Origin of the sequence: Kineococcus sp. R86509, from assembly GCF_042466365.1 — a bacterium.
Classification (GTDB): domain Bacteria; phylum Actinomycetota; class Actinomycetes; order Actinomycetales; family Kineococcaceae; genus Kineococcus.
On sequence record NZ_JAXHCE010000001.1, the window covers coordinates 196453 to 208247 of the forward strand.

An 11795-nucleotide genomic window follows, 5' to 3' on the forward strand; every position below is an offset into this window, starting at 1 on the left:
GTCAGATGGCGCTGGCTTCGTCGTCGCTGAGGTTCGTGTAGTCCGGCTCGTCGGAGTTCTTCGAACGGCGACGGTCACTGAGGAGACAGATGACCGTGGCGACGGCGAAGAGGATGAGCAGGGGGCAGGCGAGCAACAGCATCGTCGTGATGTCGGACGTCGGCGTCACGATCGCGGAGAAGAGGAAGCTCAGGAAGACGCTGATGCGCCACTGCTTCAGGATCGCCTTGCCGGACAGCAGGTGGGCGAAGTTGAGCCCGACCAGGACCACCGGCATGAGGAACCCGACGCCGAAGGCCAGGATGATGCGCATCGTGAAGCTGAGGTAGATCGACGAGTCGATGACGTTCGACCCGTTCTCGGGGGTGAAGTCGATGAGGAACCGGACTGCGTTCGGCAGAACGCTGTAGGCGATCCCCGCCCCGAGGAGGAACAGTGGCACCGCAGCGGAGATGAACCCCACCGCGTAGCGACGTTCCTTCCGGGTCAGCCCCGGCGTGATGAACGCCCAGAACTGCCACAGCCAGAACGGACTGGAGGCGATGACACCGACCCAGATCGCACCCTTGATGGCGAAGTCGAAGGCAGACCCGACCTGACCGAAGTTGATGCTGACGTTGCTCAGGTTCTTGGCCGCCGCAGCCTTGACCAGCGGGTCCTGGATGAGACCGAAGATCCCGCCGTGGAAGCTGGGCAGACCCCAGAACGGCTCGTTCCACCCACGCCACAAGAACCAGCCCAGCACGCTGCCGATCAACAGGGCGATACCGGCCTTGACGGCGCGGTTGCGCAGCTCCTTCAGGTGGTCCATGAGGGGCATGCGCCCCTCGGGATCCTTGGAGGAGCGTCGTCGGACAGTGGTGACGGCCATGTCAGGGATGCGATCTCAGGCGGTGCGGCGGGTCAGGACGCGCGCGTCTGGTGCTCGGACGCCGCCTTGGCCTGCGCCTCTTCGGCGGCCAGCTTGGCTTCGAGGGCCGTGGGTTCGGAGTCGAGGCCGGCGGCGGTCGGAGACTTCGTGGTCTCCTCCTTGCCGTCGTTCTTCATCTCCTTGACCTCGGACTTGAAGATGCGCATCGAGCGGCCGAGGCCACGCGCGGCGTCGGGCAGACGCTTGCTGCCGAACAGCGCGATGATCAGCACGACGAGGATGACGAGCACCCAGGGGTGGTCGACGAGGTTGCGGAACATCAGTCCTCCAGGGTTGGACGAAGCGCGGCCATCGTACGTCGATCGAAGCCGTCTGTGGGACAAGCATGCGCGTCGAGTCGCCCGAATACCTCTCTTGAGGCGTCTCCGGGGCACACTCCCGGTGAACACCCAGGAAGCACGAGAGCCGCCCTGCGGACGCCGTGGCGTCCGCGGAGCGGCTCTCGGGAGTGTGGGGTGCGTCAGCGCACGGTGCGCAGGCCGCGGGCGGCCAGCGAGGCGAGGTCGTCGCAGGAGTCGAGCACGAGGGCGAAGTCCAGGACGTCGTCCCAGGCGATGGTCGAGCCGTTGTGCTCCTCCATGGCCTCGGCGGGGATGCTCCAGCGCTCCACGGCGACGCCGCCGGAGACGAGCAGCGCGACGACGTCCTCGCCGGCGGGCTTGCGGACCTCGTCCTTGCACTTGGGGCAACCGAAGGCGTAGAACGACCGCTCCTTGGCGGAGCACACCACGAGGCGGACCTGCTTCGGGGTCAGTTCAACGTCGCCGCAGCAGGGGCAGGAAGCCTTGATCGTGGTCATCTCGAGCACCTTCCGTTTCGTGGTGTAGGTCCGGCGGACGCTTTCCGCCGTCCGACAACCACTGCTTCGGCACGTCCTCGCGATCCCTTGAACGCCCTTTCGGCCCAACCTTGACACATGCCGTGACCTTGTGCGTTCGCTTCGTCACAGACAGTCGCGGAAATGGCTCAGTGGTACCGCTCCAGGGCAGCCAGGGCGCCGTTGCGCACGTCCACGGCCAGCTCCGGCGGGTCGACGACGCGGGCACCGGCACCGAGGCGCAGGAGCAACCGGTGCACCCAGTGCGTGTCCGCCGTGCGGAGCCTCACGCGCAGGGCGGCCTCCTCCCAGCCGTCCTCCGGCGCGTCCTCGACGGAGTCGACGGGGTAGTAGTCGACGACCCACGCGGCCTGCTGCGCCAGGTCGATGGTGACGACGAGGTCGTCCGGGCTGGGCTTGAACAGGTCGGAGCCCACGTCGCGCGAGACCGCCTGCGTCGGTGGTGTCCCGTCGACGTCGAGGACCTCGGCGGACTCGATCCGGTCGACCCGGAACAACCGGACGCCCTCGGCGCGGTGGCACCACGCCTCCAGGTACCAGCGCCCCTCCACGCTCACCAACCGCATCGGGTCCACGTCGCGTTCCGTGCGCTCGTCGCGGCTGGGCACGAGGTAGCTCAGGTGCAGGCGCCGGTGATCGCGCAGGGCGGCCCGGCAGGTCTCGAGGACACCGGCGCTCTCCTCCCCCGAGCTGACGTCCACGGTCACCGACCCCGCGGCCCGGCCCGCCTCCCCCGTCGCCTCCGACAGCTTCGCCGTCGCGCCCTCGAGGGCCTCGCGGTCGTGCAGACCCGGGACCTGGGCCAGCGTGCGCAGACCCACGAGCAGGGCGACGGCCTCGTCGACGCCGAGGCGGGCCGGGCGCGCGATCGGGTCGGCGTTGGAGAGGTAGATCCGCCCGGAGTCCCAGCGGGCGTCGATGAGGTCGTCGGGCATGTGCCCGGGCGTCCCGCAGACGAAGAGCAGCTCCAAGTCGTGCACGAGGTCGTCGTCGCTGATGCCGAAGTGCTCCGAGGCCTCCTCCAGCGGGATGCCCTGGTGGGTGAGCAGGTAGGGGACCATCGCCAGCAGCCGCGACAGCCGCTCCGTCGACGCGCTGCCGCTCATGCGCCCGCCGCCCCACGGAGTCGACGCACCACGGCGTCGCGCAGGTCCTGCGGTTCCAGCACCAGGACGTCCGCGCCGTAGCCGGCGATCTCGTCCGCGCTCACCTCCACGTCGCTGACCTCCACCACGACCACGTCCTCCCCCACGCTCTCTCCCGCGCCCACCTCGACGCTGCGGGCCCGGCGTCGCAACGCCAGTCCGCTGCCCTCCGTGACCAGCAGCCGTGCCTCCCGGGGCGGCCGGACGGGTCCGATGCTGCCCGCGACGATCTCGCGGGGGTCGATGCCCGCGGGCACGTCGTAGCTGCCGGCCCGTCCGATCCGCTTGACCGCGGAGGCGACCCGGGACAGACGGAAGACCCGCGAGTCCGCACGGTCCCGGTCGTGCCCGACGAGGTACCAGCGCCCGTGCCAGCTGACGATGGCCCACGGTTCGACGTGGCGGGTCGCGGGTTCGCCGCCGGCGCGGCGGTAGGTGAAGGACACCGGGGTCTTGTCGCGGGTCGCGGCGTAGAGCGGGTCGAAGGCGGGTTCCGCGGTGCGCACCCGCGGTTCCACGCCGATGAGGGAGCTCTCGTCGGGTTCGACGCCGAGGCTGCGCAGCTTCACCAGCGCGCGGGTCGCGGGGCCGGCGAGGCTCGCCTGCTGCCAGACCCGGCTGGCCAGCGACAGGACGGCGAGCTCACCCGGGGTGAACCGGATCTCGGGCAGCGCGTAGGCCTCGCGGTCGATCCGGTAGCCGGCCTCGTCCTCGAACAACGGGTCCTCGCCGCCGGTGTCGAGGGGGACGCCGAGTTCGCGCAGGTCCTCCTTGTCGCGCTCGAACATCCGCTCGAAGGCGACGGTGGTGGCGCAGTCGGCGTACTGCGGGACGGCCGTGCGGATCTGCTCCTTGGTGAGCCAGCGGCGCGTCGCCGACAGCGCGATCACGAGGTTCAGCAGCCGTTCGGTGCGACGGGCTCCGCGGGCAGCCGCGGCCGCCCCACCCGGTGGGCTCGAGGACGTCGCTGGAGTCGTCGTCATGGTGAGCCGGACGCTACCGGAACCGCGCGCGGAAGCACCCTGCGTACGCTCGAAGCGTGACGATCCGGTGGCGTTCTGCAATTGTCCAGCGACTCGGGGCGTCGTGGCCCGGTTCCCAGGAGCTGTTCGCGACCCTCGCGTCGGGGCCCGAGGCGGGCGCCGAGGTGAAGGCTCTGGCCCACCCCGACCTCGTCGGCTTCCCGCAGCCGGGCGAGCGGGTGCTGCTCAACACCTCCGCGCTGGCCCGGGGCCTGGGGACGGGTGGCTACGCCCTCGTCGTCGCGCTGCCCGACGCGTTGCCCGCCGACCCGCCCGCCGGGCCCGGTCACCTCGTGAAGGCCCGCTACACCCCGCTGCAGACGATGGTCCTGGGCGTGGACGACCAGGAGTCGGAGCACCACGCCCTGCTCGCCGACGCCGACGACCTCGACGCCACCCCCGTCGTCGTCGCCGACCTGCACTCCGCGCTGCCCGCGATCCTGGCCGGGGTCCGCGCCGAGGCCCCCGACGCGAGAGTCGTGTACGTGATGACCGACGGCGGGGCGCTGCCGGCCGCGTTCTCCCGCGCCGTCGCCGGGCTGCGGGAGGCGGGATGGCTCACGAGCTGTGTGAGCACGGGCCAGGCCTTCGGGGGCGACCTGGAGGCCTCGACCGTCCACACCGGTCTGCTCGCCGCGAAGCTCGTCGCGGGCGCCGACGTCGTCGTCGTCGCGCAGGGCCCGGGCAACCTGGGGACGGGATCACGCTGGGGCTTCTCCGGCGTCGCCGTGGGTGAGGCCCTCAACGCCGCCGCCGTCCTCGGTGGACGCCCCGTCGCGGCCCTGCGGGTGTCGGAGGCCGACGCCCGCGACCGCCACCGCGGTGTCTCGCACCACACGCTCACCGCGGTCGGGCGTGTCGCCCTGGCCCCCGTCGACGTCGTCGTCCCCGACTCCCCCGGCGCGTTCTACGACGGCGTCCGCGAGCAGGCCCGCTCCCTCTGCGGCCGCCACACCTACGTGGAGGTCCCCGGAGCCGGCCTCGACGACGCCCTGGCGACGAGCCCCGTCCGCCTCTCCACCATGGGCCGAGGCCTCGACACCGACCGCGCCGCCTTCCTCACCGCCGCCGCCGCCGGCCGCCACGCCGCCCGCCTCCTCACCTCGTGAAGGGGAACGTGGTGCGTGGCCCCCTAGAAACTGCCTGATCGAGCCTCGCCGACCCCGTGGCCGTTCAGGAGTCCCACGAAGGCGACGCAGAAGGGCGGGTGAGGACCCTCCTCGTCGGATGTCCGAAGTGAGCGCTTGCGCGAGAACGTGAGTTCACGACGCGACGAGCGCGAACGGAGTATCCGACGAGGAGGGTCCTCACCCGCCCGGAAGCAGACCGACCCGAGGGGACTAGCTGACGTCCACGAGGTCGACGACGAAGATCAGGGTTTCCCCACCTTTGATGGCGCCGCCGGCGCCGCGGTCCCCGTAGCCGAGGTGCGGCGGGATGACGAGCTTGCGTCGGCCGCCGACCTTCATGCCCAGCAGACCCTGGTCCCAGCCCTTGATGACCATGCCCGCGCCGACGGGGAAGTCGAGCGGCTGGCCGCGGTTCCAGGAGGAGTCGAACTCCTCGCCGGTGCTGAAGGCGACGCCGACGTAGTGCGCGCTGACGGTCTTGCCGGGGGTGGCCTCGGTGCCGTCGCCGACGATCTCGTCGGTGATCACGAGGTCGGCCGGCGGCTCGCCCTCGGGGAAGTCGATCTCGGGCTTGGTGCGTTCAGTCATGCCAGAACCCTAACGTCAGCGTCGTCGGTGGGGACTCAGTAGCCGTCGAGGATGTCGACGACGAAGATCAGCGCACCGGCGGGCTGGCCCCCGGTGGGCTCGTCGCCGTAGGCCTTGGCGGCGGGGATGACGAGCAGCACGCGACTGCCGACGGTCTGGCCGATGAGGCCCTCGTCCCAGCCGGTGATGAGCTTGCCGGCCCCGATCTGGGTCTCGAAGGCCTGGGAGGTCCACGAGGTCTGGAAGACCTTGCCGTCGGCCAGCGTCGCGCCGACGTACTGCATCTTGACGTTCATGCCCGGGGTCAGCGGGGCGCCGGTGCCCTGGATGAGCGGCTGCACGATGGTGTCGGCGGGCGGGGTCGGGTTCGAGACGGTGAAGCCGGTGGGGACGTTCTTGTCGTCGTAGGTCACGACGGGGAGGTCCGCGGGCGGCGTCACCGGGGTGCCCTCGGCCATCGAGGGGATGACGCGGACGACGTCGGCGACCATGACGATGGTCGTGGAGGCGTCGACGTTCTCCTTGCCGAACTGGCTGACGGAGTTGCCGAACCCGTCGGCGGGGGCGATGGCGATGACGAGGCGGTCACCGACCTTGGTCCCCACGAACCCGCGGGCGAGTCCCTTGGTGATCTCGGCGAGGGTGAAGCGGGCGTTGGTCTTGCCGTAGCTGGAGTCCAGCTTGTCGTGGGTGGAGCCGGCGTAGAGGACGTAGGCGAACTCGACCTCGTCGGTGGCCTTGACCTCGGCCCCGGTGCCGGGGGCGACGATCTTGCGCGAGGTCTGCGTGACGGTCAGCGGCGGGGTGAAGTCGACGGTCGGTTCGATCGTCGGGTTCACCTCACCGGTGACGGTCACGGCGAGCTTCTCGTCGTCGACGGCAGGTTCGATGGTGTTGGCGGACTCGGTCGCCGACGCGCTCTGCTCTGCCTCGGTGGGCGCGTCCCCCTCGGAGGCGCAGGCGCCGAGCAGGGTCATCGCCAGGGCGGCGGAGGCGGACAGGACGGCGGTACGGCGGCGCACGGAGGTCCTCACAGTCGTGACGGTCGAGGTGGAACTGCCTCACCCTAACCGTGGAGCCTGTGCCCGCGCCGCGAGACCGATCACATGCTGTCGATGAGCCGTTCCACACGGTCGTCGACGGCCTTGAACGGGTCCTTGCACAGGACCGTGCGCTGCGCCTGGTCGTTGAGCTTCAGGTGCACCCAGTCGACGGTGAAGTCGCGGCGCTTCTCCTGCGCGGCGCGCACGAAGTCGCCCCGCAGCTTGGCGCGGGTCGTCTGCGGCGGGACGCTCATCGCCTCGAACACCTCGATGTCGGAGCAGACCCGGTCGGCCATCCCCCGGTCGGCGAGCATGTAGTGCAGGCCGCGCTTGCGGTGGATGTCGTGGTAGGCGAGGTCGAGGCGCGCGATGCGCGGCGACGTCAGCGGCAGGTTGTGCTTGGCCATGTAGCGGTCCAGCAGCTTCTTCTTGATGACCCAGTCGACCTCGTGGTCCACCAGGGAGAAGTCCTGCGTCGCCACGGCCCGCAGCGCCCGCTCCCACAGGTCCAGGACGCGCTTGACGTTGGGCGTCTGCAGTCCGCGGTGCTCGACGAACTCCTTGGCCTTCTCCAGGTACTCCTCCTGGATCTCCAGCGCGGAGGCCTCACGGCCGTTGGCGAGACGGACGGGTTTGCGCCCCGTCATGTCGTGACTGATCTCCCGGATGGCCCGGATGGGGTTCTCCATGGTCATCTCCCGCAGCACGACGCCTTCCTCGACCATCCGCAGCACGAGGTCGGTGGCGCCGACCTTCAGCATCGTCGTGGTCTCGGACATGTTGGAGTCGCCGACGATCACGTGCAGGCGCCGGTACCGCTCGGCGTCGGCGTGCGGTTCGTCGCGGGTGTTGATGATCGGGCGGCTGCGGGTGGTCGCGGAGGAGACGCCTTCCCAGATGTGGTCGGCGCGCTGGGAGAGGGAGTAGACCGCACCGCGGGGGGTCTGCACGACCTTGCCGGCGCCGACGATCAGCTGGCGCGAGACGAGGAAGGGGATGAGGACGTCGGAGAGGCGACCGAACTCCCCGTGCCGCGACACCAGGTAGTTCTCGTGGCAGCCGTAGGAGTTGCCCGCGGAGTCGGTGTTGTTCTTGAAGAGGAACACCTCACCGGCGATCCCCTCCTCCTCGAGACGACGTTCGGCGTCGACGAGCAGGCCTTCGAGGGTCCGCTCCCCCGCCCGGTCGTGGACGACGAGCTGGCGGATGTCGTCGCACTCCGGTGAGGCGTACTCGGGGTGGGAGCCCACGTCGAGGTAGAGGCGTGCGCCGTTCTTCAGGAACACGTTGCTCGAACGGCCCCACGACACGACCTTGCGGAACAGGTAGCGGGCCACCTCGTCCGGGGACAGCTTGCGCTGTCCCTCGAACGCGCAGGTGACTCCGAACTCGGTCTCGATCCCGAAGATCCGGCGATCCATTTCCCCACCTTAGGCACTCGGGCGCCGTGCGGCGCAGCGAAACGCGTCGAGCCGACCGGAGCGGTCAGTCCGCCGGGGCGAGCAGTCCTGCGAGGACGGGACCGGTGAGGCGGCGGAACGTCCGCCGGTCGCGGGTGCGGTCGAGGACGGCGACCTCGAGGTGGTCGGGGGCGATCCGGCGCGGTCCGGAGCCGGCGGCCTCGGCCGCGGCGTCGGAGCCGAGGGCCTCGACGGCGAGCTGGACGGCCTCGGCCAGGGTGAGCCCGGCGTGCCAGCGTTCGCCGAGCTTGGTGGCGATCTGGTCGGCGGAACCGCCCATGGCGACGTAGCCGTGCTCGTCGGCGACGGACCCGTCGTAGGTGAGGCGGTAGATCTGGTCGGTCTCGGGGGTGCGTCCGACCTCGGCGACGACGAGTTCCACCTCGTAGGGCTTCGACTCGGTCGTGAAGATCGCCCCGAGGGTCTGCGCGTAGGCGTTGGCCAGGCCACGGGCGGTGACGTCGGAACGGTCGTAGGAGTAACCGCGGACGTCGGCGTAGCGGACGCCGGCGACGCGCAGGTTCTCGAACTCGTTGTACTTGCCGACGGCGGCGAAGGCGACGCGGTCGTAGATCTCGGAGATCTTGTGCAGCGCCCGGGAGGCGTTCTCGGAGACGAAGGCGATGCCGTCGGCGTGGGCGAGGACGACGACGGCGCGGCCGCGGGCGATGCCCTTGCGCGCGTAGTCGGCCTTGTCCTTCATCAACTGCTCGGGCGAGACGTAGAACGGCGTGCTCATCGTCAGTTCCCTCCGCCACCGTTGCCGGCGCTGATGCCGGGGTTGCCTCCGGGGTTGCCGCGCCGTCCGGCCACGACGGCCTCGACGACGGGTTCGAGTTCCTCGTCGGGGACACGCCGGTAGCCCTGGAGGGTCGCGACGCCCACGACGGGCCAGATCTTGCGCAGCAGGTCCGGGCCGCCGGTGGCGGAGTCGTCGTCGGCTGCGTCCCAGAGGGATTCGATGGCGACGCGGATCGTCTCGGCTTCGGTCATGCCCGGGCGGTACAGCTTCTTCAGCGCTCCGCGCGCGAAGATCGACCCCGACCCCACGGTGTGGTGGTCGCGTTCCTCCGACCGCCCGCCGGTCACGTCGTAGCCGATGATGCGGCCCCGGCCGGCGTCGAGGTCGTAGCCGGCGAAGAGGGGGACGACGGCGAGACCCTGCATGGCCATGCCGAGGTTGGCGCGGATCATCGTCGAGAGCCGGTTCGCCTTGCCCTCGAAGGACATCAGGGCACCTTCGAGCTTCTCGAAGTGCTCGAGTTCCACCTGGAAGAGCCGGATCATCTCCACGGCCAGCCCGGCGACGCCGGCGATCCCGGCGCAGGAGTGCTCGTCGGTCTGGAAGACCTTCTGGATGTCGCGCTGGGCGATCGTGGGCCCGGCGGTGGCGCGCCGGTCACCGGCCATGACCACCCCGTCGGCGAAGACGAGGGCCACGATCGTCGTCGCGTGCGGCGCCTCGCCCGCGCCGGGTCCCCCACCGGGCAGCGGTCCGGTGGGGGGCAGCGTGCGGGCGGAGGGCAGCATCTCCGGCGAGTACTCGCGGACGAAGTCGGTGAAGGACGAGGAACCGGGCCGCAGGAACGCGGCGGGCAACCGTCCTGACTGATCGCTGGAGTGGTTCACCCTTCGGACCCTACCCGGCGCCTCCGCAACGTGCCGGGAGAGCCGGGTGGGACACGAGGGGCTCGCGCCGGGGGTGGCAGGGGCTACTGCCCGCCCTTCTGGACGAAGCCGCGCACGAACTCCTCGGAGTTGGACTCGAGGACCTCGTCGATCTCGTCGAGCAGCGCGTCGACGTCGGCGTCGGTCTCCTTGGTCTGGGCACTGGCGCTGCCCTGCGCGGGGACGGCGGGGGTCTCCTCGACCTCCTCCTCGCGGCGGCTCGGGCGCTGCTGCTCCTGTCCAGGCATCGGCTGGCTCCCTCTGACGGCTCGGCCTCCCGGGTCCTGCGACCCGGGTCGTGTTCCGACACTAACCCCGCCACGCCTGCCCGGCGCGGAAGTGCGGCCTGCGTCACCCGTTGGTGAGGGCGGCCACGAGTTCTTCCGCGGTCTCGCAGCGGTCCAGCAGCGCCCCGACGTGCTCCTTGGTGCCCCGCAACGGCTCGAGGGTGGGGACGCGCTGCAGGGCGCCCCGCCCGGCGATGTCGAAGATCACCGAGTCCCAGCTGGCCGCCGCGACGCGCGGGCCGTAGCGGGCCAGGCACTCCCCGCGGAAGTAGGCGCGGGTGTCGGTCGGGGGGTGCTCCACGGCGCGGGCGACGTCGGCGGGGTCCAGGAGGCGTTCGACCTGGCCACGTTCGGCGAGCTTGAGGTAGAGGCCCTTCTCGGGCCGGATGTCGGACCACTGCAGGTCCACCGCGGCCAGCCGGGCGTGGTCCCAGTCCAGGCCGTCGCGGGAGCGGTAGCCCTCGAGCAGGCGCAGCTTCGCGATCCAGTCGACCTCGCGGGCCGCGGAGAACACGTCGGTCTCCAGCTTGGTGAGGATCTGCTCCCACCGGGTGAGGACCTCGACGGTGTCGGCGTCCGCGTCCTCGCCGTAGCGGTCGGCGACGAAGGCCTGCGCGGCCTCCAGGTAGGCCCGCTGCAGCTGCACCGCGGTCATCCGGCGCCCGTCGCGCAACCGGACGAGCTGGGTGAGGCCGGGGTCGTGGGAGACCTCGTGCAGGGCGCGGACGGGTTCGGCGAGCTGCAGGTTCCCGGCGGGGCCACCCTCGAGCGCTCCCGCCTCGAGCATCGCCAGGACCAGGGAGGTCGTACCGATCTTGAGCAGCGTCGCGACCTCGCACATCGTCGCGTCGCCGATGATCACGTGGAGGCGGCGGTACTTCTCCACGGTGGCGTGCGGTTCGTCGCGGGTGTTGATGATCGGGCGCTTCATGGTGGTCTCCAGCCCCACCTCGACCTCGAAGAAGTCCGCGCGCTGGCTGATCTGGAACCCGGGCCGGGCGGAGTCCTGCCCGATCCCCACCCGACCGGCCCCGGTGAACACCTGCCGGGAGACGAAGAAGGGGGTGAGGTGGCGCACGACGTCGGTGAAGGACGTCGAGCGGTTCATCAGGTAGTTCTCGTGGGTGCCGTAGGAGGCGCCCTTGCCGTCGGTGTTGTTCTTGTAGATCGTCACCGGGGTCAGCCCGGGCGTCGCCGCGACCCGGCGCAGCGCGTCGAGGAGGATCAGCTCCCCCGCCCGGTCCCACAGCACCGCGTCGCGCGGGGTGAGGATCTCCGGTGAGGAGTACTCGGGGTGGGCGTGGTCGACGTAGAACCGGGCCCCGTTGGTGAGGATGACGTTGGCCATCGTCGGGTCCTCGGTCTCCGCGGTGACGACGTCGGAGGCGTTGGGCGCGGCCCGCCTCGTCCCCGGCGAACGGCCCGGCGCGTCGGTCAGCTGCGAGGGGTGGGCCTTGGCGCGGTCGATCTCGTACCCGCGCGCGTCGCGCAGCGGCGCCTCGTCCTCGTAGTCCCAGCGGGCCCGCGAACCGCCCGTGAGGGAGCTGCGCATCGAGCCCGTCGCGGGCGAGGCGTAGGCGTTGACGACCTGAGCCGAGAGCAGCATCGGGTTGGCGCCCGGGTCCCCCGGCACCGAGATGCCGTACTCGGTCTCGATCCCGGTCACACGCCTGACTGTCATGC

13 protein-coding genes are annotated in these 11795 nt (G+C 70.8%); 1 reads left to right on the forward strand and 12 read right to left on the reverse strand.

From position 1 onward, the window contains the following. Position 1 precedes the first annotated feature (1 nt). The 5 genes from tatC to SJY07_RS00970 all read right to left on the reverse strand — a co-directional run bounded on the left by tatC (position 2) and on the right by SJY07_RS00970 (position 3897). Positions 2–871 carry a twin-arginine translocase subunit TatC gene (gene tatC, locus SJY07_RS00950; RefSeq protein ID WP_328296114.1) on the reverse strand — a complete coding sequence of 290 codons (870 nt, stop codon included), beginning with the start codon at positions 869–871 and terminating at the stop codon, positions 2–4. Positions 872–903: 32 nt separating this feature from the next. Beyond that, a complete protein-coding gene (gene tatA, locus SJY07_RS00955; RefSeq protein ID WP_328296113.1) occupies positions 904–1191 on the reverse strand; it encodes a Sec-independent protein translocase subunit TatA in 288 nt (95 codons plus the stop codon). Positions 1192–1391: 200 nt separating this feature from the next. Further along, on the reverse strand, positions 1392–1730 hold the full coding sequence (locus tag SJY07_RS00960; RefSeq protein WP_380156379.1) for a hypothetical protein: 339 nt from the start codon (positions 1728–1730) through the stop codon (positions 1392–1394). 167 nt (positions 1731–1897) lie between these two features. After that, the gene (locus tag SJY07_RS00965; RefSeq protein ID WP_380156381.1) at positions 1898–2875 is read right to left on the reverse strand and encodes a helix-turn-helix transcriptional regulator; all 978 of its coding nucleotides are present in this window, start codon (positions 2873–2875) and stop codon (positions 1898–1900) included. Then, a complete protein-coding gene (locus tag SJY07_RS00970; protein WP_380156383.1) occupies positions 2872–3897 on the reverse strand; it encodes a helix-turn-helix transcriptional regulator in 1026 nt (341 codons plus the stop codon). Before SJY07_RS00970 ends, SJY07_RS00965 begins: the two co-directional genes overlap by 4 nt. Positions 3898–3953: 56 nt before the next feature. Here SJY07_RS00970 and SJY07_RS00975 point away from each other — a divergent pair, with 56 nt between their 5' ends. After that, a complete protein-coding gene (locus tag SJY07_RS00975; RefSeq protein ID WP_380156385.1) occupies positions 3954–5045 on the forward strand; it encodes a DUF3866 family protein in 1092 nt (363 codons plus the stop codon). A 231-nt stretch (positions 5046–5276) separates the two neighbouring features. On the opposite strand, the gene SJY07_RS00980 is transcribed toward SJY07_RS00975, so the two are convergent. The 7 genes from SJY07_RS00980 to dop form a co-directional block, all read right to left on the reverse strand. Further along, positions 5277–5654 (reverse strand): FKBP-type peptidyl-prolyl cis-trans isomerase, encoded by a 378-nt coding sequence (locus tag SJY07_RS00980; protein ID WP_328296108.1) that lies wholly within the window; start codon positions 5652–5654, stop codon positions 5277–5279. 35 nt (positions 5655–5689) lie between these two features. Continuing rightward, positions 5690–6688: an FKBP-type peptidyl-prolyl cis-trans isomerase gene (locus SJY07_RS00985; protein WP_328296107.1), complete on the reverse strand. Its 999-nt coding sequence runs from the start codon at positions 6686–6688 to the stop codon at positions 5690–5692. 68 nt (positions 6689–6756) lie between these two features. Further along, on the reverse strand, positions 6757–8118 hold the full coding sequence (gene pafA, locus SJY07_RS00990) for a Pup--protein ligase (RefSeq protein ID WP_380156388.1): 1362 nt from the start codon (positions 8116–8118) through the stop codon (positions 6757–6759). Between the two features lie 64 nt (positions 8119–8182). Continuing rightward, entirely contained in the window at positions 8183–8896 is a 714-nt protein-coding gene (gene prcA, locus SJY07_RS00995) for a proteasome subunit alpha (RefSeq protein WP_380156389.1), read from the reverse strand. 2 nt (positions 8897–8898) lie between these two features. Beyond that, the gene (prcB, locus tag SJY07_RS01000; protein ID WP_328296104.1) at positions 8899–9786 is read right to left on the reverse strand and encodes a proteasome subunit beta; all 888 of its coding nucleotides are present in this window, start codon (positions 9784–9786) and stop codon (positions 8899–8901) included. Between the two features lie 83 nt (positions 9787–9869). After that, complete coding sequence (locus SJY07_RS01005; RefSeq protein ID WP_328296103.1) at positions 9870–10073, reverse strand: ubiquitin-like protein Pup; 204 nt, start codon at positions 10071–10073, stop codon at positions 9870–9872. Positions 10074–10176: 103 nt separating this feature from the next. Next, positions 10177–11793: a depupylase/deamidase Dop gene (gene dop, locus SJY07_RS01010; protein ID WP_380156392.1), complete on the reverse strand. Its 1617-nt coding sequence runs from the start codon at positions 11791–11793 to the stop codon at positions 10177–10179. Positions 11794–11795 lie beyond the last annotated feature (2 nt).

Excerpts from the sequence above, each read along its gene's own strand:
- tatC (WP_328296114.1), bottom strand. The coding sequence starts at position 871 with ATGGCCGTCACCACTGTCCGACGACGCTCCTCCAAGGATCCCGAGGGG.
- tatA (WP_328296113.1), bottom strand. The coding sequence starts at position 1,191 with ATGTTCCGCAACCTCGTCGACCACCCCTGGGTGCTCGTCATCCTCGTC.
- SJY07_RS00960 (WP_380156379.1), bottom strand. The coding sequence starts at position 1,730 with ATGACCACGATCAAGGCTTCCTGCCCCTGCTGCGGCGACGTTGAACTG.
- SJY07_RS00965 (WP_380156381.1), bottom strand. The coding sequence starts at position 2,875 with ATGAGCGGCAGCGCGTCGACGGAGCGGCTGTCGCGGCTGCTGGCGATG.
- SJY07_RS00970 (WP_380156383.1), bottom strand. The coding sequence starts at position 3,897 with ATGACGACGACTCCAGCGACGTCCTCGAGCCCACCGGGTGGGGCGGCC.
- SJY07_RS00980 (WP_328296108.1), bottom strand. The coding sequence starts at position 5,654 with ATGACTGAACGCACCAAGCCCGAGATCGACTTCCCCGAGGGCGAGCCG.
- pafA (WP_380156388.1), bottom strand. The coding sequence starts at position 8,118 with ATGGATCGCCGGATCTTCGGGATCGAGACCGAGTTCGGAGTCACCTGC.
- prcA (WP_380156389.1), bottom strand. The coding sequence starts at position 8,896 with ATGAGCACGCCGTTCTACGTCTCGCCCGAGCAGTTGATGAAGGACAAG.
- SJY07_RS01005 (WP_328296103.1), bottom strand. The coding sequence starts at position 10,073 with ATGCCTGGACAGGAGCAGCAGCGCCCGAGCCGCCGCGAGGAGGAGGTC.
- dop (WP_380156392.1), bottom strand. The coding sequence starts at position 11,793 with ATGACAGTCAGGCGTGTGACCGGGATCGAGACCGAGTACGGCATCTCG.